The sequence below is a fragment of the Mucilaginibacter sp. PAMC 26640 genome (assembly GCA_001596135.1).
In the GTDB taxonomy this organism is placed as follows: domain Bacteria; phylum Bacteroidota; class Bacteroidia; order Sphingobacteriales; family Sphingobacteriaceae; genus Mucilaginibacter.
In genome coordinates this window covers 1,817,332-1,839,502 of the sequence record CP014773.1, presented here as the reverse complement: position 1 = coordinate 1,839,502, position 22,171 = coordinate 1,817,332, and the positions used below count along the sequence as shown (strand labels likewise).

Annotated in this window: 15 protein-coding genes; 6 read left to right on the top strand and 9 right to left on the bottom strand. The window is 44.0% G+C overall.

Annotation, left to right across the window (positions count from 1 at the left end):
- Positions 1–41 precede the first annotated feature (41 nt).
- The 3 genes from A0256_07910 (at position 42) to A0256_07900 (ending at position 4,057) form a co-directional block, all read left to right on the top strand.
- On the top strand, positions 42–1,430 hold the full coding sequence (locus tag A0256_07910) for a peptidase M28 (GenBank protein ID AMR31354.1): 1,389 nt from the start codon (positions 42–44) through the stop codon (positions 1,428–1,430).
- An 82-nt stretch (positions 1,431–1,512) separates the two neighbouring features.
- Entirely contained in the window at positions 1,513–2,832 is a 1,320-nt protein-coding gene (locus A0256_07905; GenBank protein AMR31353.1) for an MFS transporter, read from the top strand.
- A gap of 220 nt (positions 2,833–3,052) precedes the next feature.
- Positions 3,053–4,057, top strand: coding sequence for a hypothetical protein (locus A0256_07900; GenBank protein ID AMR31352.1), 1,005 nt, complete (start codon positions 3,053–3,055; stop codon positions 4,055–4,057).
- A gap of 805 nt (positions 4,058–4,862) precedes the next feature.
- Here A0256_07900 and A0256_07895 read toward each other — a convergent pair.
- The 8 genes from A0256_07895 to A0256_07860 all read right to left on the bottom strand — a co-directional run bounded on the left by A0256_07895 (position 4,863) and on the right by A0256_07860 (position 15,568).
- On the bottom strand, positions 4,863–5,348 hold the full coding sequence (locus tag A0256_07895; GenBank protein ID AMR31351.1) for a hypothetical protein: 486 nt from the start codon (positions 5,346–5,348) through the stop codon (positions 4,863–4,865).
- 112 nt (positions 5,349–5,460) lie between these two features.
- Positions 5,461–7,644: a penicillin amidase gene (locus A0256_07890; protein AMR31350.1), complete on the bottom strand. Its 2,184-nt coding sequence runs from the start codon at positions 7,642–7,644 to the stop codon at positions 5,461–5,463.
- Positions 7,645–8,437: 793 nt separating this feature from the next.
- Entirely contained in the window at positions 8,438–10,504 is a 2,067-nt protein-coding gene (locus tag A0256_07885) for a hypothetical protein (GenBank protein AMR31349.1), read from the bottom strand.
- Positions 10,505–11,227: 723 nt separating this feature from the next.
- Complete coding sequence (locus tag A0256_07880) at positions 11,228–12,355, bottom strand: S26 family signal peptidase (GenBank protein AMR31348.1); 1,128 nt, start codon at positions 12,353–12,355, stop codon at positions 11,228–11,230.
- Between the two features lie 22 nt (positions 12,356–12,377).
- Positions 12,378–13,130 carry a 4-hydroxy-tetrahydrodipicolinate reductase gene (locus A0256_07875; protein AMR31347.1) on the bottom strand — a complete coding sequence of 251 codons (753 nt, stop codon included), beginning with the start codon at positions 13,128–13,130 and terminating at the stop codon, positions 12,378–12,380.
- Between the two features lie 22 nt (positions 13,131–13,152).
- Positions 13,153–13,842: a hypothetical protein gene (locus A0256_07870; protein ID AMR31346.1), complete on the bottom strand. Its 690-nt coding sequence runs from the start codon at positions 13,840–13,842 to the stop codon at positions 13,153–13,155.
- 6 nt (positions 13,843–13,848) lie between these two features.
- Positions 13,849–14,757 carry a chromosome partitioning protein ParB gene (locus A0256_07865; protein ID AMR31345.1) on the bottom strand — a complete coding sequence of 303 codons (909 nt, stop codon included), beginning with the start codon at positions 14,755–14,757 and terminating at the stop codon, positions 13,849–13,851.
- Between the two features lie 7 nt (positions 14,758–14,764).
- Entirely contained in the window at positions 14,765–15,568 is an 804-nt protein-coding gene (locus A0256_07860; protein AMR31344.1) for a chromosome partitioning protein ParA, read from the bottom strand.
- A 232-nt stretch (positions 15,569–15,800) separates the two neighbouring features.
- Between A0256_07860 and A0256_07855 the strand changes: the two genes are divergently transcribed.
- The gene (locus A0256_07855; protein ID AMR31343.1) at positions 15,801–16,322 is read left to right on the top strand and encodes an NADPH-dependent FMN reductase; all 522 of its coding nucleotides are present in this window, start codon (positions 15,801–15,803) and stop codon (positions 16,320–16,322) included.
- A 194-nt stretch (positions 16,323–16,516) separates the two neighbouring features.
- On the opposite strand, the gene A0256_07850 is transcribed toward A0256_07855, so the two are convergent.
- Positions 16,517–18,475 carry a hypothetical protein gene (locus tag A0256_07850; protein ID AMR31342.1) on the bottom strand — a complete coding sequence of 653 codons (1,959 nt, stop codon included), beginning with the start codon at positions 18,473–18,475 and terminating at the stop codon, positions 16,517–16,519.
- A 155-nt stretch (positions 18,476–18,630) separates the two neighbouring features.
- Between A0256_07850 and A0256_07845 the strand changes: the two genes are divergently transcribed.
- Together A0256_07845 and A0256_07840 are read left to right on the top strand one after the other, a co-directional pair.
- A complete protein-coding gene (locus A0256_07845) occupies positions 18,631–19,950 on the top strand; it encodes an L-sorbosone dehydrogenase (protein AMR34472.1) in 1,320 nt (439 codons plus the stop codon).
- Positions 19,951–20,020: 70 nt separating this feature from the next.
- Entirely contained in the window at positions 20,021–22,096 is a 2,076-nt protein-coding gene (locus tag A0256_07840) for a TonB-dependent receptor (protein AMR31341.1), read from the top strand.
- Positions 22,097–22,171 lie beyond the last annotated feature (75 nt).

The following is a 22,171-nucleotide window of genomic DNA, read 5'->3' as shown; positions in this document are numbered from 1 at the left end:
TTTCCGGGTACAAATAGTATTTTTGCTTAAACACCCGTTAAATGAAAAAATATTTACTGCTTCTTCTCTCCTTTTCGCTGGCTGCTACAACTTTAAAAGCCCAGGATTCCCTAATCATTCGTAAGCTTTATGATGAGGCTTTGGTGAATGGGCAATGCTATGAAAACCTGCGTTATTTGTGTAAAAGTATTGGCCCCCGTTTAAGTGGCTCTTTGAATGCACAAAAATCTGTTGAATGGAGCAAGAAGTTGATGGATACTTACGGCTTTGATAAGGTTTACCTGCAGGAAGTAATGGTACCCCATTGGGTGCGGGGAGAAAAAGAGCAAGCTTTTATAATTGATGGTAAAACCCGAATCCCGGTGGCCATTGCAGCCTTGGGCATGTCGGTAGCTACACCTAAAGCGGGGCTTACTGCCAATGTAATTGAAGTGAAAAGTTTAAAAGAACTGGAGACATTAGGCGAAAGTGTTATAAAAGGCAAGATCGTTTTCTTTAATCGTGCTTTCGATCCCCGTTTTATTGAGACGGGCGCAGCATATGGCAGTGCAGGCGACCAACGCTTTGCCGGCCCTGCAGCCGCAGCCAGATACGGCGCTATTGGGGTAATTGTACGCTCGTTGACAGAATCTCTTGATAATTATCCGCATACCGGCGCTACACTTTATGACACTAGCGGCAAAACTAAAATTATCCCGGCGGCAGCTATCTCAACCATTGCGGCCAATAAATTAAGCCATCTGCTTAAATTACGGAAGCTGCCACTTATCAAATTTTATTTTAAACAAAGCTGCGCTTTACTTCCCGACGAAAAATCATATAACGTAATTGGCGAAATTACGGGCACCGACAACCCTAACAAATACATTACTGTTGGTGGGCACCTGGATTCATGGGATCTTGCTGAAGGTGCACATGACGATGGAACCGGTGTAATGCAGTCGGTAGAAGTGTTGCGTATTTTTAAAGCCACCGGCTATAAACCAAAAAACTCGGTACGTGCTGTATTGTTCATGAATGAGGAGAATGGCCACAAAGGCGGGACGAAATATGCCGAGCTGGCAGCTAAAAATAAAGAAGAACACATCGCCGCAATAGAAACTGACGAGGGCGGCTTTACACCGCGCGGTTTTAGCTTCGAGGGCGCCTCCTCATCAAAACTTAAAGAGATCAATAGAAATTGGAAAACACTGCTGGAACCATATGAGGCAGACAGACTGGTTGCGGGCGGCGGCGGCACTGATATTAGCCCGCTAAAGGAGACTGTTCCATCGGTGATGCTTATGGGCTTCCGGCCCGACTCGCAGCGTTACTTTGATATCCATCATACACCAAACAATGTGTTTGAAAACGTAAACAAACGGGAGCTGGAGCTGGGTGCCGCAGCAATAGCGGCAATGGTATATCTGATAGACCAACACGGATTATAGTTTCACAGGGGCGCAATGTTTTGCGCCCCTGCTTATTTCATAAAACAGGTTTGTAAATTGCGGACCCACAAAACAACTACAGGTGCCAGACGGAGATCAACCACAACCCCAAAAACCAGATTCATTTGCAGCCTTGCGGTATAAGGATTTTCGATCCTACATTGGCATGCGCTTCTTCTTTACATTTGCTTATCAAATGCAAACAACGGTGCTGGGTTTCTATATTTATGAACTAACTCACAGTAAAATTGCATTAGCATTTATTGGGCTTGCAGAAGCTGTACCTGCTGTAGGCATAGCGCTATACGGTGGCTATGTTGCTGATAAATATGAAAAACGAAAAATGCTGCTGCTGATATTTAGCGGCGTTTGTATGGCCGCCCTTACTATGTTTATCGTTACGCTACAAAGTGCTCATGCGTACGTACGAACAGACTGGGTACTGCCAATACTGTACAGCATGATATTCTGCAATGGCGTGGCCCGTGCTTTTTACGGCCCGGCTACCTTTACTATTTATGCGCAAAGCATCCCAAAAGATTTATATCCGAACGGGAGTACCTGGAGTAGCTCCAGCTGGCAGGTAGCTTCTATTCTGGGGCCCTTTGTTGGTGGCTTTGTTTATGGCTTTGCGCCTCACATCATCCCGGGGCTAAGCGGCATAACGGCAACATTTGGTATCATACTCATTTTTATGCTGATTTCGCTGGTGCTGGTTTACCTGTTGCGCCAGTTTCCGCCGGTATTCATCCCCAAAGAAAACATCTGGAAAAGTTTGAAAGAAGGGCTAAACTTTGTATTTACCAACAAGATCATGTTTTACGCAATGAGCCTCGATCTGTTTTCGGTATTTTTTGGTGGCGTGGTAGCACTGCTACCGGTATTTGCGCTGGATATATTAAAAGTTGGAGCCGAAGGACTGGGTACTATGCGCATGGCATCCTCCCTTGGCGCGGCGCTTACGATGCTCATCATGATCAGATTTTCGCCCCTTAACAGGCCCTGGCGCAATTTGCTAATTGCTATAACCGGTTTTGGCTTGTGTATCATTGGCTTTGGTTTATCCCATATATTTTACTTGTCGCTAATATTCCTTTTTTTGCAGGGTGCATTTGATAGTGTGAGCGTGATCATAAGGGGTACGTTAATGCAATTGCTTACTCCAGATCAAATGCGGGGGCGTGTATCTGCGGTAAATTCCATGTTTATCGGCTCATCTAACGAAATTGGTGATTTTGAATCGGGCGTGGCTGCTAAACTCTTTGGTACCATCCCTGCCGTGTTATTTGGCGGCACCATGACGCTGCTCATTGTAAGTATCACTTTTTTAAAAACACGGAAACTGCTACCGCTTTCTATATCACAGATCCAGGCACCGGAGGCTGCTGAAAAAACAGAATGATCTGTTTTTGAAACGCACAAATTCAAAAAATTGTTATGTAGGGTAGTGACTTAAAAAACATCTTTTTTAAAAAATTTTGTTACTTTTAACTGTCACTCTTAAAATAACCTGCAAATTGTATTGGACATTGTCGCCTGAATGTTTAAACAAATTCCGATGTGCAATTTTCTCAATTGCTATTGTGATCAGTTCCTCTATTTGCCTGGTATGCAGCGCAATTGTGCTGAATGTGCTCCACAAACCTGTCATCTTTTCTTCTATACAAAAGCTCGAAAAAAATACAAGGGTCGATCAACCACGCGTGTTTTACAAAGCCGGTTACCATGCCTTAATAACTCAATTACAACTGGCGAGGATTATCATCGCTACAGGTTTAGTGTCGACAGTAAAATACCATTCAGAGAATACATCCAGGCTACTATCGAAAACACGGGAAGGTGTGTTAAAATCCCGAACGGAACGCTATAAACAGATATCAGAAATCGATAAAAATGCGAGCGCCACTTTAGATGCTATGCAAAATCAGGTAGGGTATAACTTCTCAGAAAACAAATTAGAGAGCCTTTATAATCCGTTATCGATAATACCCGCCCGGCCGCAATGGGAATTTGACCGGAGCAAAACACAATTAAATAATGTAAAACTGCGGGCCGAAATGGAAATATACAAGCGCAATACCGTTATAATTGGCTTGATGCTTATAATGGTGATTAGTGGGTTGATTTTCAACAGTCAACGCCTTCATGCACAAAAAGACAGAGCACTATTAACTTCAGAAAAGGTACGGTTAGATGAGCAGTTGCGGACTGCCGAACTCGCAATAGCCGGATATGCCGAAAAACTAACGCAGAAAAATCTGCTGATAGATGAATTTAAAACCGAGCTTGATAAGCTAAAAAGAAAGTTCAATGCTGAAGATGGCGCGCGGGAAATTGCCAACATGATGAAGCTGCACATCATGACCGATGAAAATTGGGAAGAATTCAAAAAATTGTTCAGCAATGTACATCCTGCATTTTTATATAATTTAAGAAACAAATACCCGCACGTTACCAGCACAGAAATACGTTTACTCGCTCTTTTAAAACTCAACCTCAACAATCGTGAAATGGCAGGTATGCTGGGCATAACTACCGATGGTGTAAAAAAGGCGAAACAGCGCCTCCGCAAAAAAATCAAGCTCGAAGGAAGTTTGGAGCTTGAAGATATTATAAAGGGACTTTAAATGGTGATTATACCATCGGCGTACATTTCGTATCAACTTTGTCTCACTTTTGTCCACCCCCCTTGCCTTTCTAAAAATCTCCACGAATACTATATTTGATTAATATTTAAAGGCGGAGTATTATATAACTTATTATTAAATAATAGTTTCCTATCATTTAATAATAAATTATAAGTTACCATTTTTCGCTTTTTAAGTTACTGTACTCTTATCACATGTTAGCGTCATTACCAATGAAAAATCCGGGAAGCAATTCCACTTCAGTTAAGCGCGCAAAATTCTCGGGTATAATATTGTTCCTGGTTGATGCGCTGAATAAAGTAGCGACATGTATTGCAGTGGCTTCAATTAAATATGTTCCCGAAATTTAATGCTGTAAGAAAATCTATAACCGTTATTCAGAAACCCCATGGAAACAATTAAGATAAAACACAAATGCCCCAAGTGTACAATTGGATATTTAACTACAAGAGCCAGACGCCCTCTTTGGATGAAAACTTTGTTGTTCTTTCTGCCAATAAAACGATACGAATGCAATAGCTGCTACCGAAGATCGTATGTATTTGGTGCTGGGACAAATAGCATGGCAAGCGCGTAGGCATAGCATTTTTTTGCCAGCCATACAAACACAAATCTATCCGATTCCAAGTCAGGATGCATTGAAGTTGTCATCAATATTTGCGATAAATGATAAATTGCGCTGTTTACACAGGCGGCAAAGCTTGAAAGCACAATGCTTACCAGTGTTTGTACAAGTTTGGGAGAGCGTACAAATTAAATGTGCTAATTATCGCCCTTGAAAATATCAATTTGCAATAAACTCTTTTTGATCTATTTTCACCGATCCCTTGTTTTCGGTAGTGCTGATGTACATGGCAACGTGATAAAAGTCGTTATCAAAGATATAGATGTTGTTATTGGAATCGGACCCCTGAAATTTCATGGTCATCTTGCTTCGCTTTGCCTGAGCTATTAAATTCAGGATATGCTGTGGATCGCGCGTTGTATAAGTTACCGAACGCAAAACCGTATGGTTTGATAAAATAGTGCTTTCGCCTATGGTAACCGTCTGTTCTTTTTCTTTCGCATTCGTAGAACGAAAATGCTCCTCTTTGTGCCCCTTAGTTTCGTCAATATACTGGTGTTTAAAAACCTTGCCGAGCGTTAAATAAAGGCGGGCCTCTCCCTCGCTTAAGTTGGTTAAATTTGTAAGGTCGTAAAAGGTGATGCTTTGCGCGTTTGAACTAACCCCTAATACAGTGAGCAGTATTATTAAAAGACATTTTTTCATATATGTTATCCTTAACAAATATAATTTAATTTAAATATCTTGTTAATAAGCCAAATGGCACCTATAAATAAATACCAGTTGTTTAATATTCATTACACCCAACGATCACAATTTACGGATGATAAGTTTTCACCGCATTTTTTAATACATCTGCGCGGTAAAACAATACGTCTTTAAAGTTACCATCGATATATCCTTGGGCCTGGTCGGTAAAGTTTGGGGAGGTGGTGTCAAATGAATGCCCGCCCGTAATAATAGATTTGGCCTTTACTACCGCCCCAAATTCTACAGCCGCAATAAAGCTGTTACCCGAGAAGCCATAGCGCTTTTTGGTACCTGGCATAAGTTTGCTTTGGAAAGATGGCAACTGGCCAAAATTAGAGGACGTTGATCCCACTGGTAGGCTGGGCGCGGCATCGTCAAACCCGGTTCCGGCTGGAGGGCGTTGATAACGGTTTATATCACCCCAAGCCATTTGCCAGGTACCGAACCGGCTCTGCAAATCACTTATAACGGTGCTCAACATCGCTAATTGTGTTTGGCCTGGCAGGTTTTTAAGCAATTCCCTTACCCGTTTAACCTGGTAACTATTTTCTCCCGGGAGGGCTGGCGGCATTGCACGGAAAATAAGCGTGCCCCACTCAACCGCCAAAGTGGAAGGCACTGAATTTACCGCTGTACGCCTGTCCCACTGTTTCAATAGGCTAATTGGTTCCGCAAGTTTGCTTTTCAAGGTATCTGGCGCTTGATCATATGCTGCGAACAGCGCAGGCAGCACATCATCAAAAAAGGTTAAATAATGATCATATCCTTTGGCGATAAGACCGTCCAGGGTGAGCTGTTTGGCATCTTTCAAAAGATTGATGGCATTAATGCCCCGATAGTTCTCATCATTAGGAGCCATATACAATGGGAATTTTGTTTGATCGGGACTGGCAGTGCCAGCTGAGGTAAACGGAGTAGAGTTGCAATTTTGAATGTATCCTGTAGCCGGATTGTGCACCTGTACTAACTCGTTCAGCGTATGCGGCCCTTTCCATTCAGTGGCAGAGGTACTGCCATCAACCGGCACAGCCCAATTAAACGTTGGGTTACGTTTCGGGATAAAGTCTCCATACCAAAAGGCAGTATTGCCTTTGTCATCCGCATAAACGGTATTGTTGCTGGTATTAGCCAACAGATTCATGGCCGTTTTATACGCATCATAATTATTAGCCTTCGTAATAAGCCAGGATTCTAACAGTGCCTTGTATGACCGGTTATAGTGTTTAAGTGCCAACCATTTACCTCCGCGGGTGGCAAGTACCGGGCCGTGGTGCGTATAATAGGCGGTGATTTCAACGGGTACCAACGCATCACCTTTTTTAACCTGCATCTTCAGTTTTTTTTCGGTTACGGGCTTTAATTTACCATCGTACTCGTAAAACCACTTACCATTTTTCTTTACCACTTTTTCCGCATACATATCACCCACATCGGCATAACTGCTGGTATGCATCCAGCCACAATGCGCATTAAAGCCCTGGTAAATAAAAAACTGACCCCAGGTTACGGCGCCGTAAGCATGCAAGCCTTCCTCACTTTGCAGGCCCACTTCGCTGCGAAAATAAAAAGGCACGTGAGGGTTAATGTATAACATAGCATTTCCTGATGCTGTACGCGATGGGGAGATAGCAAAACCATTAGAACCGGTTTCCTTATCCTCGTGGGTATTAATGATGCTATTGGGATTGAACACCGCACCGACAGTGTTTTCCCGCTTGCCATAGAACAATTCAGTTTCCTTTGGGGTAATATCGCCTGTTTCGGTAGCGGCAACGCTGCCATCGGTAAACATCAATGCATACCAGGGCTTAAACTTTTTAAATACCAGGGGTTTTACTTCGGGATGTTTGTACAAATAATAATTAACACCATCTGCAAAAGCATCCAGCAATTTTTTAAAGGAAGGTGCGCTGGACTTATAGTCCGTTATGGCATCAGCACTATCTGCAATAAGCTGTAACTGCACATCGGTGTACAAGGGTGCGCCACCATCCGCCTGGCTTTGCAGGCCCATTTGATAAAGATAATTGCGTTCAATCCCTTTAAAATTTTCTTCGCATTGGGTATACATTAAACCAAACACCACAGCTGCATCTGTTTTTGCATATATATGCGGCGTACCATAATTATCCCGGATAATAGTAACCGACTGAGATTGCCGCTGATACCGGGCTATCTCTGCAGCTGTATATTTCTGGGCCAACACAACAGCCGGAAATGATAATATAAATATGAAGAATAGTTTTTTCATGAACAGATTAGTTAAACAGATCCAATTTTGCAAGGGTAATTTAAGAAGCATTATTTGTTCTTCCTAATTCAACAGCGGCAATGAATTAGTCAGTCAACCAGGCAACAATACACATTCAGCGTAAACATCCTCAATATCAATAATATAAGGAACAAGCCGAACGATGCACTTAAGCGCGGTATTTATAAAGATCCTTTTCAAACTTTACATTGCCCAATATATCATGGTGATAGCCCAGTCGCACTAAACGCAATACAAAAACGAATTGAATAACGCCACAATTACCTTGGGTTTAAAAAGTTTTTTACACTAAGTGTTATTTTAATGTTTTAATAACCTACTGATAATGTTTTATTTTATAATAATATCTGTAATTTTAAAACCGATATATTATTACATCCGTGTAACATATAGCATAAATGTTACGTCATTTCAATATCACAGCGCGCGATATTTTAAAATTGCTTTTATTAGATGTGTATATTTGACACAGTAATGGGCTGCTTTAAAAAGTTTAGGTACAGTATTTGCATTACTACCTGTATAGAATAATTGTTTTACAAGCATTTAACTACCCGGTGAGGGTTTCTTAATAAAGAACTTGGGTAAATTAATATGTTATCTGAGATTTAGTTGATTAACATTATTTGAGAGATAATGTTATTAAGCGTTCCGGGGTGAGATACGGAACGCTTTTTTATTGCACAATTTCAATCATTAATAGTGATTTCAAAGATTTTACAGGCAAAGTAAAGCGCCCCCAATTGGTAGGCGCTTGTTAGGCAATACCGTCCTACATTCCCAGTTGATTCATAATATATTCAAATATAAACGTCCAGTTGGTGATGGCTTGCTCAGTTGCCTGCCCGCTTCCATGGCCGCTATCGTAATCCATATGGAGTATAACCGGGCTAACCTGCCCCGGGTTGTTTTGCACAGCCGCTACAAATTTTTTGGCATTCATCGGGTCAACACGGGTATCGTTCGCTCCCGCTGTTACCAGCATGGGTGGGATATTTACACCCGCACGGATATTTTGATATGGCGAATAGCGTAGCAGCCATTGAAACTGCTCTGCATCTTCGGCTGCACCATACTCCGGAATCCAGTAACGCGCTATCAAAAATTTGTGGTAACGCAGCATATCCAGCAAGGGTACCTCGCATACAATGGCTTTGAAAAGGTCTGGTCGCTGTGTTGCAGCAGCACCCATTAGCAGCCCCCCGTTACTTCCGCCCAAGGCTACAATTTTAGTTGTATTGGAATACTTTTCCTTCACCAGCCACTCGGCACAGGCATAAAAATCATCAAAACTATTTTGCTTTTTGGCTAGCATACCGTCCAGGTGCCATTGTTCGCCGAATTCGTCGCCACCACGGATGCCGGCATTGACCAAAATACCCCCGGCATTGATAAAAGGTGCGTAGAAGCCCATATAGCCGGGCTTAATTCCCGATTGGAAACCACCGTAAGCCGTAAGCAGCACGGGGTTATTACCATCCATTTTAATATCCTTACGGTGAACTACAAATGCCGGCACACGGCTGCCATCTTTACCTGTGTAAAATTTAATCTCGCCAACAATATTGCTCATATCTACCGGCAAGTGCCTTTGGTAATACAAACGCCATTTATAGTTAGACGGAGAAGCCACGTAGGTTTTTGGGGTAGATGTAAAAGTAACCAGCGAAATGTAAACCGAATCCAGTTCGCGGTCATAGCTCACACTACCGATGCTGCCCTTTTCGGGCAGGGGCATGGCACGCAGTTTCTTACCGTTCAGGTCGTAAATGGTCAAACGGCTAACCAGGTCGAACTTATCCTGTACGATGATGCTGTTTTTGGTAACCACATAATTTTCCATCACCGTTTTCCCTTCGGGGATCAGCGTTTTCCAATCCTTATAATCGGGTTTAGCTTTATCGGCAACCATTAGTCGATACTTCGGCGCGTTATCGTTGGTCATTACGTAAAGCTTATCGCCAATCGCCTCAGGGTAAGCCGAAAATTTCTTACTGTCGTAGATCAGTTTGCCCTCTTTCAAACTACCTGTCGGGCGGATCCTCAGGCTATTGGAGTAAAAATCTCCCTCGCCGCTAAAGGTCACATCACTGTAACGGTTATCGTAGATGTTGTAATTATTCTTGGCATCTTTGGTAGTGCCCAGAAAAACGGCTTTTTCTACCGGCTCGCCTATTTTTAGCAGGTAGGTTTTAAGCGGCACCTGCTTATCTACATCATCCTGGCTGCGCAGGGTGATGTACGCGTGCTGCTGATCTTTGGTCCATTGAAAACCAAAGATATTGGTGATTGGCGGATGGATCTGTTTGCCGGTCCGGGTGTCTATAAAGTACACGGTGTTTACTTCGGCACCACTTTTTTGGGCACTGACGGCAGCACGCTCGCCATCATAAGTGTAGTTTACACCGCTGGTTGATGTTTTACCAGTAGTATCCAGTTGCACCGGGTCCCAAATCAGGACCTTCTTACCATCCATGATAGTGTAGGTTTTGTATTGCTTATCTCCTTTGAGCTTAACGGTTTGGAAAACCCGTTTCCCTACGTTAGTCAAGGGGCCTTCATAATCCATATTGAGGTAGGCTGCTATCTGTTCCTTCAGTTCGGGATGGATCTTTTGCGTTTTAGCCAGGTATTCCACACCATAGTCGTGCTGCTTTTTGGTCCACTCTATTACCTTTTCATCTTTCTTATCTTCCAGCCAGCGGTAATTATCCGTCAGGATAACATTGTGCAGGGTATCTGCAACCGGAATGATTTTGGTTTTGGGCGGATCGAACTTTTGTGCTTTTGCGGCCATAGCGGCAGTTATAGTTAGGGTGATGAACAGTGCTTTTTTCATAGCGTTGATGCGATAAGGAGCGAAGCGTGAATATAAGTAATGGTTTTTATTTAACCGCTGTGCCTGTGAAAAATCTGCTCGTGCTCCGCCTTTTCAGCCCAAGCAAAAACAATCGCGAACATGGATAGCAAACTACTATTTCCCTTGCAAAAAAATAATAACCAAAAAAAGCTAAATCAAGAAACATCTTTGCCGGAAGAAAGAATTATTGAAAGAATTCAATGACCTTCGCCGCCTATCACTTCATTTCGTGCCTTAATTATACTTATCAATACCCGTAGTGAGATTTTCAATGAATTGAAGCGGGTTTAGGGGCTGCATTGAAACAAGCCATCGATTTCAATGTGCTAAGATGCTTAAACGTTTTGCTTTTATCTACCAACGCCCAATAGCCGGCTGACCGACTATTGGGGCGAAGGACAAGGTTAGGATATATATTTTTATACGATCAAAGATCTTCTATTTTAAATTGCCGCCGGGCAACCACTGATTCCCCGGCGACAGTTCAAATGACAAGGATTAGGTTCCGCTAATATAGGGCGGGTTTTAAGCATTTGAAATAGGTAGAAACCCCTGTTTTAACCCTAAAATTAGGGTGAAAACACTGCTTTTATTATCGAAAAATAATGTTATAACATCAAAAGTCGCTGACCTTACGAAATGCATTAAATAAAAAAGCCCCGTCTGGACCAGACGGGGCTTAAAACTTTAACGTATAGGATGTTAATTAATCCCTCTGAACAACCTGTTCCAGCGGATCTTGCTTAAAAACGATCCATTATCATCCCAGCTCATCCAAATAAATAGTGCTTTGCCAACAATGTGGTCTTCGGGCACAAATCCCCAATATCTTGAATCGGCCGAATTATGGCGGTTGTCACCCATCATCCAGTAGTAGTTCATTTTAAAAGTGTAGCTATCGGCTTGCTTATCGTTTATAAATACCTTACCATTGGTTATTTGCAGTTTGTTGCCTTCATACACCTCAATAGCACGCCCATAAACCGGCAGGGTTAAGCTATCCAATTTAACCGTCCAACCCTTTTTAGGGATGATGATAGGACCAAAATTATCTACATTCCAATCAAAATCTTTGTTGTTTTGGCTAAGCTTATATTTAGGATAAGCCGCAGGGAATACGGGGCTTGACGGATCTGCTAATCCTTTTTGCTTGATGTTTGGTACGATGGATGTAATGTTAGAGTACCCCTTCAGCTTAGCAGCGGCCTCCTTGGTCATGGTGGGATACATAGACCCTTCGTAGGTAGTAACCTTTAACTCGTCCAAAATCTCGGGATTCAAAGGAACTCCGTTGTTCCCGATAGAATAGTCCGTTTGCTCACCCGGCGGGTTTGGCGCAGGTTTGCCGTTAACATATACCTGTGCATTCAGTAAGGCAATGGTATCGCCCGGGGCACCCTGGCAACGTTTAATATAATTTTCCCGTTTATCTACCGGCCTGTAATATGGAGAATCGGCCTCCATAGGATAGTTAAAAACCACTACGTCACCTTTTTTAACTTCGCTTAAACCCGGCAGGCGGTAGTACGGCAATTTAATCCCGTCCCAATAAGCCTTGGTACCTATTAGCGGCATGGTATGATGCGCAAAAGGAAAGGAAATTGGCGTCATAGGCGTACGTGCACCATAGTTAACCTTGCTCACAAACAAAAAATCCCCTACTAAAAGGGAACGTTCCATTGATGGTGTGGGTATAGTATAGGCCTCAATAAACAGGGTGCGGATCAGGGTAGCGGCAATTACCGCAAAGATGATCGCGTCTGTCCACTCACGTGTGGCACTTTTCTTTTTTTTCTCTTGCGTATTCTTGTTCCAGAATTTCCAGTTCATTGCTAAAATATTGGGGTAGTGACTACTGATTGCTAAAATTAAACATATCCTCAACAGAATAGCATCCTTTCCTGTCTTTTAACCACTCAGCCGCCAGTACGGCACCTAAGGCAAAACCATTACGGTTATGCGCCGTGTGTTTAAACTCAATGCTATCCACTTCAGAATCGTAAATAACGGTATGCGTGCCGGGTACATTCTCTATCCGGTGCGATTCTATCAGCAGCTGATCAGTTGGTACACTGCTGTCGTCTGCAGATTCATCGCCTGATAAAATATTAACCCAGCCGGCTTTGCTATCCAGGTTGTTGATCACGCCCTCGGCAATAGTAATGGCTGTTCCGCTTGGCGAATCCAGCTTTTGGGTGTGGTGGATCTCTTCTACCTGCACATCGTAGTACGGGTAGTTATTCATCAGCTTGGCCAGCACCTTATTTACATGGAAATAAATATTTACCCCTACGCTAAAGTTGGTACCATACAGGAGCGAGTGATTACCGGCTTCACATTTTTCTTTGATGCCGGAAAGCATGTTGTACCAGCCGGTAGTGCCCACCACAATAGGTACACCTGCTGCGAAACAAGCGGCAATATTATCTAAAACCGTGGCGGGGGTACTAAACTCAATGGCTACATCGGCCTGTTGCAGGTTTTCGGCAGTAAGGTCGTGCAGGTTAGTTTGGTTTATCTTTAAAACGATCTCGTGTTTACGGTCCAGGGCTATTTGTTCAATGATCTTGCCCATTTTGCCATAGCCTAATAATGCGATCTTCATCAGTATATGTTATTACAGCTTTTTAATTTAGCGTAAAGGTAATTTTTATACCCGGAATATACGCATTACTGTAATTTGCTGCATAAAGCGGCTGGATAAAGCCGGGCGTTACCTTCATGCTCAAATCATTATCTACCGTGTAGGAACTGATGAACTTGGCATCAATATAGGCATCAATTGCCTGAACGCCCCAAACAACCAACGTACTCAGGATACTGATATCGCGGTTACGAAGGTAACCGTCTGAGGCATCGGCAAGGGTTTGATAGCCTAAATTTCCGAATCGATTGTAATCTGCCTGATATTTGATATAGGAGGCGTAAAGAACAGAGCCGGGAACGGGCACCGAACCCGATTTACTAATTTTAGCCAGCGCTAAGAACCTTTGAAACTCCCGCTGATTAGTTACAATAGCCGAGCCCAATAAGCCCAGACCAGCGTAAATTAGTGGCACTTTCCAGTATTTATGATTATATACCTGGCCCCATCCTGGTATTAATAAGGATCGCTTAACAGCCAGACTGGGAATATGAGTACTATCCGGGTGATATTTTTTATCTTTTTTAATCTTCGGCGCAAATGAAGTGCGCGCAACGGTATCGCGTTTTACAACGGCAGTATCCTTAGTTTTTGCGAGCGAATCGGGATTTTGTGCTTTGCAAAAGAATGCCAAACCCACAAAAAACACAGTAACTACAAGTTGTTTAAACATAAGCTATTACCAATCCAGCATTTCCAGTATCCGGCCCAGATCGTCATCTGATAGGAACGGTATTTCTATCGATCCATTGCCTTGGGTATTAACTTTTAACTTAACCTTTGTGCTGAATTTGGAAGCCAGGTCATCCTGGATCTTTTGCATCTGGAAAGTGAGCTGCTCCGGCTGTTTGCCTTCCCGTTTATCGGGCGCGCTGGCCATCTCACGTACCATCTCTTCAACTTTCCGTACAGAGAGGCCCTGCTTTAAAATTTGCTGGTGAATGTATATTTGTGTAGCGGGGTTATCAACGGCCAGTAAAGCCTTTGCGTGGCCCATGCTGATCTCGCCATCGCGCAGTGATAATTGAATGGTTGGCGGTAGTTTAAGCAGCCGCAAATAGTTGGTAACAGTGCTGCGATTTTTGCTAACGCGATCTCCAAGCTCTTCCTGCTTCAGTTTCAACTCATCTATCATCCGCTGAAAGCTGAGCGCAACCTCTATAGCATTCAGATCTTCGCGCTGAATGTTCTCAATCAGCGCCATCTCCAGCATTTGCTGATCATTGGCACTGCGGATATAGGCTGGTATCTGCGTTAAACCGGCCAGTTTGCTGGCACGCAACCTGCGTTCGCCAGAGATAAGCTGGAAGCTATGCGAATTTATACGCCTAACGGTAATGGGCTGTATAAGCCCCTGTAATTTGATGGATGCGCTGAGATCGGCAAGTGCCTGCTCATCAAACTCCGACCTTGGCTGAAATGGGTTTACCTCTATTTCACTTATTTTAACCTCTCCTATCGCTCCAAGGCTGTTGGTTTCGGTAACAGAGCCAGATGGCCCGCTGTTTTTATTTTGGTTAACACTTGGCGAATCGTTTAACAGTGCGCTTAAGCCTTTGCCCAGGGCGTTTCTCTTTTCTGAACTCATACCTTAATTAAGCGGTTTCTGTAGTGGCCAGTTCTTCATCTTTTACCAGGCCGTTATTGCGGATAATTTCGCGCGCAAGGTTGAGGTAGTTAACCGCACCTTTGCAATTGGCATCGTGCATAATCACGGAGATCCCAAAGCTAGGGGCCTCGCTTAAGCGGGTATTACGCTGTATAATGGTTTCAAAAACCATATCCTCGAAATGCGTTTTAACTTCGTCAACCACCTGGTTTGATAAGCGAAGGCGCACATCGTACATGGTTAGCAATATACCTTCTATCTCCAGCCGGGTATTCAAACGGGTTTGAACAATTTTAATGGTATTTAAAAGTTTGCCAAGGCCTTCTAACGCGAAGTATTCGCACTGTACGGGTATAATAACCGAGTCTGCTGCGGTAAGCGAGTTTATGGTGATCAAGCCCAGCGATGGTGAACAATCGATAATGATGAAATCGTAATCATCTCTTACTCCATCCAGAACCGCTTTCATCTTGTATTCTCGGTTGGGCAGGTTTATCATCTCTATCTCGGCACCTACCAAATCGATATGAGCAGGCAAAAGGTCCAGATTAGGCGTATCGGTTTTTTGAATTGCTTCTCGAACATCAACATCGTTAATGATACACTCGTAAATGCTGTTCTTTATATTGCGTGGATCAAAACCGATCCCTGATGTAGAATTTGCCTGCGGATCAGCATCAACCAATAAGGTTCTGTACTCCAGCACAGCTAAACTTGCTGCCAGGTTAATAGATGATGTAGTTTTCCCAACGCCGCCTTTTTGATTGGCTAAAGCAATAATTTTACTCATTCTATATATTAAATATTAATTAAGCGGTTCATTACAACGCAAAACAAGTACAATAATTTTTATGTTTGCACTGTTTTTTATCCGCGATAAAGATACGTAATTAAATAAATTAGAATTCCACAGCATTTGTCAACTTACAAACATTGTAGGGTAGCAATTTAGAATATTTGATTTAGTGAATTAATGATTTTACCATCCGGGTTCCTCGCGTTCACTCAATCACTTTAACTGTATGGTAACCATAATATCCGGCACAAACCGCCCAAACAGCGCTACTTATAAATTAAGTAAATATTACCAGAAAAGGCTCGCTGAGAAAGGCCTGGAGACCACCCTCCTGTCGCTTTCCGAATTACCGGGATGCATTATAGAAACCGACCTGTACGGTAAACGCAGTCCGGAATTTACAAAGATTCAGCAGTTGATCGATGATACCGATAAATTCCTTTTTTTGCTTCCGGAATATAACGGAAGCTTCCCCGGCGTATTAAAGGTATTTATTGATGCCTGCAGCTTTCCGCAAAGTTTTTACGAAAAGAAGGCTGCACTGGTCGGGCTATCCACCGGTAAATACGGTAATATTAGAGGTGTGGACCATTTTACCGGCATCTGCAATTATGTTCACCTCCATGTTATGCCGCTCAAAATACATATTGGGGGTATTAATAAAGAGTTTGACGAGAACGGCAACCTGTTTGTAGCCGATACACTTAAGTTTACCGATGAGCAGATGGATAAATTTATAAAATTCTAATCTCAGCGAACAAGAAATACCCATCCGGACTGTAGCGAAAATGCAGTGCCGTTCTTTTTGTCGATAACATAATAGTACATCCTGCGGGCAGCAGGTTGCCTTCCGAAATCCCTGTCCACGGTTTGGCTTAGCCAATGCTTTGGTATGCTAGCTCGAAGGTCTGGATTAGGCTCCGAATCCGACTAAACACACCTCTACCGCAGCAGCAAAACCCAGCCCGAGAATAACGGAGAACCGTTTTTAAGATCGATAACATAATAATAAGTGCCAGAGGTTAATGATTTGCCATTAAAGGTGCCATCCCACGGTTTGCTGTACCCAATACTGTTATAAACCAGCTGCCCGTTCCGGTTATAAACATTGGTGGTGCTTTGGGCATATGTTTCCAGTGCCTCTATATTCCAGGTATCGTTTTTACCATCGCTGTTTGGGGTAAACGAATTTGGGATAGTCACCTTTTTGTACACCCTGATAAAAACGCTGCTGGTATTTATCCCGCAATTGTTAGCCGAAGTTACGGTAAGGGTGTAAGTGATATCATTTACCGGCGAAGCAGTTGGCGTTAGAGAATTGGGATTATCCAGATAATCTGCCGGCGACCATAGATAACTTAAAATGCTGCCGGTAGCGCTGCCCTCCAATTGTATCGATTGCCCTTCAGACATTTTACGGTCTTTACCGGCATTTGCAACAGGGGCATCGATTACATTTACGGTTACCTGCGCAGTGCTGGTACAGCCATTTACGCCAGTTACGGTTACGGTGTAAACGGTGGTAACATCCGGCCCGGCGATAGGGCTGGGCGATGCAGGATCAGACAGACCTGTTACTGGCAGCCAACTGTAAGAATCTGCGTTAGCTGCCGAAGCGGAGATATTGGTATTACTGCCCCGGCATATGGTTTGCTCATCACTCACCGTAATAACCGTTTTAGGCTTGATAACTACATCTGTTCCGCCTTTCGATTCACAGCCCTGGGCCGAAATTACAATAACCGTATACTTACCGGCATCGGCAGGCGTTGCATTGGGTATTACTAAAGGATTCTGCGTAGTTTCCGGCATATTGGGGCCGCTCCATTTGTAAACTGCGCCCCCGGAAGCAGTGAGCGTTAGCACTTCCCCCTCACAAACGGAAACAGGCGCAATTACCGGCACAACAGGGTAGCCGCTAACAAAAACGGTAACCGGGTTTGAATATACCCTGCAATTTAAAGAAGCTATGTTTGCACCTTCCGCCACCCCCAGGCGGTACTGGTAAGTACCTAATTGCGCCTTTATAAAAATAACGTCAAGCGTAGTTTGTGTTCCATCAGGTATGTCATGCCAACCCAGCCCATCGTTAGCGTTAAGCTGCCACTGGTAACTGGCATTGTTATAACCCGGGCCTGGCGTAGCAATGACCTTGTAAGATGCGGACTGCCCAACACAAGTATTTTGCTGCGTAACAGTTGCCGTACCCGCAAAACCAGCCTGCACTATCGGGCCGCATGCCCGGAAAGTAATATCATCCAGCAACAGATCATTACCGCAGCCGCCCGGAGCGTTGTTGACCATTTTGATCACCACCTCAGACACGCCGGGTGGCGTGGTAAAATACGTGAATTTTTGGACCCATACCGGGGAGCTGGTTGGGGGGATATCACCAGATTCGTAAGTTTTCAACACCTGCCCCGTAGTGGTTTGGATAATGAACGTAATATTGGGTTGTGAAGATTGCCCACCGCATGTAGATGGCAAGATAAGATTAAGTACGTAGGCCGAAAACTCATAGGTAGTATTTTCGCAAAGGGCACCAACGGCTGTAATCTGCGTAAAGAACTCTCCTTTTGCAAGAGCGGCATTAATGATCATCATCCGCCCGTTAGGGTTATTAGTATGATCTTGCAACACCGTGTACCAAGTGCCGCCAAAGCAATTGTTAGTGTTTGAAGCAATTGTATAGCTGCCATCGCTGGGGCAAGTGCTGGAAGTATAGTTGTACGTTGTTACCCCGGCAGGCAGGGGCCCGCCGTTACCCTGGCCAGATCCAAAATCCTCGTTGATAACCGGGTCGCCAAGGCTACCGGTGCAGATGGTGCTTTGAGCGCGACTTGCCAGAGCAAAGCCGACGTAGAACAGTAAAAAAAATAGCTTTGATTTTATTGGCCGCATGTTTATCCTGCTACAGAAGCAGTTGCAGCCAAAAATACTGTTTTTACCTAATGATAATTGTGAATTATCATTATTCTGTTGGTTTAACTACATTCCCCATTTTCAAACAAAAAGGCGATAATTCAGGTTATTTTGATAAAATGAATAACATCCTGATGAAAACTAACTTAACATACCTGGCATTAGTAGCGACGGCCCTATCGGCTTGCTCCCAAAACCAGCCCAAAGCCGACCTGAGCAAACAGGACAGCACACTTACAACGGCCAAACAAACTGTTGACCTTCCCGCTCCATTTGAAACAAAATCTGCACGTAATTATAGCAAAGTAATAGGCTGGCCCGCAGGTAAAACGCCCGTTGCACCAGCGGGTTTTAGCGTAACACTGTTTGCAGACAGCCTCGCCAATCCGCGAAATATCTATATCGCTCCTAATGGTGATATTTTGATTTCGGAAGCTAATACGGAAATGAAGGGCGTCAAAAAAATAGGTGCCAAAATCATTGGTGCGGCTGGTTCGCAAAATCTAGGCAAAAGCGCCAACCGCATTACATTGCTGCGCGATGCTGACGGAGACGGCAAGCCAGATCTGAAAACTGTTTTTCTTACCGGGCAAAACCAACCCTACGGGATGCTGATCATCGGCAATTCGTTTTACGTGGCGAATACCGACGGACTTTGGAAATATGATTATAAAACCGGCCAAACCAAAATTGACGGCGTGGGCAAAATGATTTTAGCCTTGCCCGCAGGCGGCTATAATAACCATTGGACCCGTAATATTTTGGCAAATGCCGATGGAACCAAAATTTTCATATCAGTAGGCTCCGGCACCAATATAGCAGAAAAGGGCCTGGAAGTAGAAAAGCGACGTGCAGATATTCTAGAGATCAACCCAGATGGCAGCGGCGAACGGATCTATGCAAGCGGCCTGCGCAACCCGGTTGGTATTGCCCTGCAGCCGGGCACAGATCTATTGTACACTGTAGTTAACGAGCGGGATGAGCTGGGTGATGAACTGGTTCCGGATTACCTGACCAGCGTTAAAGAGGGTGGTTTTTATGGCTGGCCATGGGCTTATTTCGGCCAGCATGAGGATCCCCGCCTTAAAGTAAAACGGCCGGATATGGTAAAGAAAACCATCACCCCGGATTTTGCCCTGGGTGCGCATACCGCATCATTGGGACTGGCTTTTTACGATGGCAAAAAATTCCCGGCCAAATACAATGGCGGCGCATTTATAGGCCAGCACGGCTCATGGAACCGATCTACATTATCCGGATACAAGGTTACGTTTTTGCCTTTCAGCAATAACAAAGCAGGTGCCCAAATGGAAGATTTCTTGACTGGTTTTATGGCCGATTCGGCTAAGCAGGAAGTTTATGGCCGACCGGTAGGCGTCACCGTTAATAAAGATGGTGCCTTGTTGGTAGCTGATGATGCCAGTAACCGCATCTGGCGGGTAGCAGCGAGATAAATATCATTTTAAATCTTTACAGAAAATAGCCCTTTGCCATTTAAAGGGCTATTTTTGTTTAATAGTCTCTATGAACAAACATCTACTTGTCTTTTTTACCGTTTCCATGCTAACGGTTAATGTCATTGCCCAAAACAAACCACTTACCAAAAAGGATACGGTAACCAAATTGCAATCCGTTACGGTAAAGGCCTATCTTTCTGATCAGCCATTACTACGCGTACCGGCTTCTGTAGCGGTACTAAGCGCTGCCCAGCTAAGGCTCCAGCCTGATAACTCCTTTGTTACCGCATTGAATACCATCCCCGGCATCCGCGCTGAAGAACGTTCGCCGGGCAGTTACCGTTTATCTATCCGGGGCAGTTTGCTTCGTTCGCCTTTTGGTGTAAGGGATGTAAAGGTTTATTTTGATGAGATCCCCCTTACGGATGCAGGCGGCAATACCTATCTCAATGCCATAGATATTGGCAACATCCGCCATATTGAAATTTTAAAAGGCCCCGACGGCAGCTTGTTCGGCGCCAACAGCGGCGGGGTTGCCCTGCTTAATCCGGCAAGCAAGTTTGATAGCACTTACTTCACCGCAGGCATTAACGGCGGGTCCTACGGCCTGTTCCATGAGAAGATTTCGCTGCAAAAGGCTGGTGTGCATAACCGTTTCAATTTTAATCAATCCTACCAAAACTATGATGGATATCGCCAAAACAGCCGGATGCACCGTGTTTATTTACAGGCTGGTGATGCCTACCAATATGCAAAACACAGCGAATTGCGTGCTACGGCCTTGTACTCAGATCTGGACTATCAAACACCCGGTGGTTTAACCCTTGCCCAGACGCAGGCCGATCCCCGCTCCGCCAGGCTGGCTACTAAAACCCTGCCGGGTGCAATTGATCAAAAGATTCGCATCAACACTAAAATGCTTTTAGGTGGCCTGACAAATGATGCCCAACTAACCGATGGCGTAAGGAATGTTTTGTCTGTTTTTGGCAACCATGTAGATTTTGCCAATCCGTTTATCACTAATTACGAACAACGTAAGGAAAACACTTACGGCCTGCGCACTTATTTTGAATTTGCGGGTACAGCATCGCCTAATTTTGATGGCAAGCTGAACGTTGGGCTGGAATGGCAGCAAACCAATTCGCTCATCAGTAATTACGATAACAACAAGGGCGAAAAGGGTAATGTGCAAAAGATAGACAAGATCAATACCAACCAGCATTTCTTCTTTGCCAGGTATGCAGCCGATATCTTTAAACGGTTACACGCCGAAGCAGCGGTGAGTTTAAACTACTATCATTATAACTTCCGTAATATTGCGCCACTCAGCGAAGCCGATTTTACTACCCGCGATTTTAGTGCGCAATTAATGCCGAGATTGGCACTTTCTTACCAGATCACAAATGATTTTATTTGGAGGGCATCGGTAAGCCGGGGCTACTCCACCCCTACCACAGGAGAAGTAAGGCCTACCGACAACATCGTAAATACAGCCCTGCAGGCACAATTTGGCTGGAATTACGAAACCGGTTTCCGCCTGAGGAACCAGGATCAAACTATGTTGCTGGATGCATCTGTGTTTTACTACCGGATCAGCAACGCCATTGTTCGGCAGTTAAATCCTAACGAAACAGAATACTATATTAATGCCGGTGGCACAAAACAACCGGGTTTTGAGCTGGCCTTTACCAATTGGCTCATCCGCCAAAACAGTACGCATTTTCTGCGCGGACTGCAATTCAATACTTCCGTAAGCATTAGCCGCTTCAACTTCAGGGATTATAATGTAGCCGGAGCAAGCTATACGGGCAACAGACTTACGGGCGTACCGCGCGAGGTGCTGGTATCATCGCTGCAGTTTTTATTCCCTCAGAGCCTGTCGCTTTTTGTTCAGCATAACTATACATCAAAAATCCCGTTAAATGATGCAAATTCGGTTTATGCAGGTAGCTATCACCTGTTGCAAGCCAAAGCATCTTGGCAACACCGGCTTCATAAAACACGCCTGGAGATTTATGTTGGAGGCGACAACCTGCTGAATAAAAAGTACAGCTTAGGGAATGATCTGAACGCGATCGGCAGCAGGTACTATAACCCATCGCCTTTAAGAAATTACTACGCGGGGTTGGGGATAGGGTTTTAATCCATGGGCATGGTTAATGGCCATGGCAACAACCTTAGTTTCCGGGAGTAAGAAATGGATAAAAAATTCATCAAG

What these genes read in the sequence shown, in the direction of transcription:
- A0256_07855 (AMR31343.1), top strand. Translation starts at nt 15,801, where the DNA reads ATGGTAACCATAATATCCGGCACAAACCGCCCAAACAGCGCTACTTAT.
- A0256_07845 (AMR34472.1), top strand. Translation starts at nt 18,631, where the DNA reads ATGAAAACTAACTTAACATACCTGGCATTAGTAGCGACGGCCCTATCG.
- A0256_07910 (AMR31354.1), top strand. Translation starts at nt 42, where the DNA reads ATGAAAAAATATTTACTGCTTCTTCTCTCCTTTTCGCTGGCTGCTACA.
- A0256_07840 (AMR31341.1), top strand. Translation starts at nt 20,021, where the DNA reads ATGAACAAACATCTACTTGTCTTTTTTACCGTTTCCATGCTAACGGTT.
- A0256_07875 (AMR31347.1), bottom strand. Translation starts at nt 13,130, where the DNA reads ATGAAGATCGCATTATTAGGCTATGGCAAAATGGGCAAGATCATTGAA.
- A0256_07870 (AMR31346.1), bottom strand. Translation starts at nt 13,842, where the DNA reads ATGTTTAAACAACTTGTAGTTACTGTGTTTTTTGTGGGTTTGGCATTC.
- A0256_07865 (AMR31345.1), bottom strand. Translation starts at nt 14,757, where the DNA reads ATGAGTTCAGAAAAGAGAAACGCCCTGGGCAAAGGCTTAAGCGCACTG.
- A0256_07890 (AMR31350.1), bottom strand. Translation starts at nt 7,644, where the DNA reads ATGAAAAAACTATTCTTCATATTTATATTATCATTTCCGGCTGTTGTG.
- A0256_07880 (AMR31348.1), bottom strand. Translation starts at nt 12,355, where the DNA reads ATGAACTGGAAATTCTGGAACAAGAATACGCAAGAGAAAAAAAAGAAA.
- A0256_07885 (AMR31349.1), bottom strand. Translation starts at nt 10,504, where the DNA reads ATGAAAAAAGCACTGTTCATCACCCTAACTATAACTGCCGCTATGGCC.
- A0256_07860 (AMR31344.1), bottom strand. Translation starts at nt 15,568, where the DNA reads ATGAGTAAAATTATTGCTTTAGCCAATCAAAAAGGCGGCGTTGGGAAA.
- A0256_07895 (AMR31351.1), bottom strand. Translation starts at nt 5,348, where the DNA reads ATGAAAAAATGTCTTTTAATAATACTGCTCACTGTATTAGGGGTTAGT.
- A0256_07850 (AMR31342.1), bottom strand. Translation starts at nt 18,475, where the DNA reads ATGCGGCCAATAAAATCAAAGCTATTTTTTTTACTGTTCTACGTCGGC.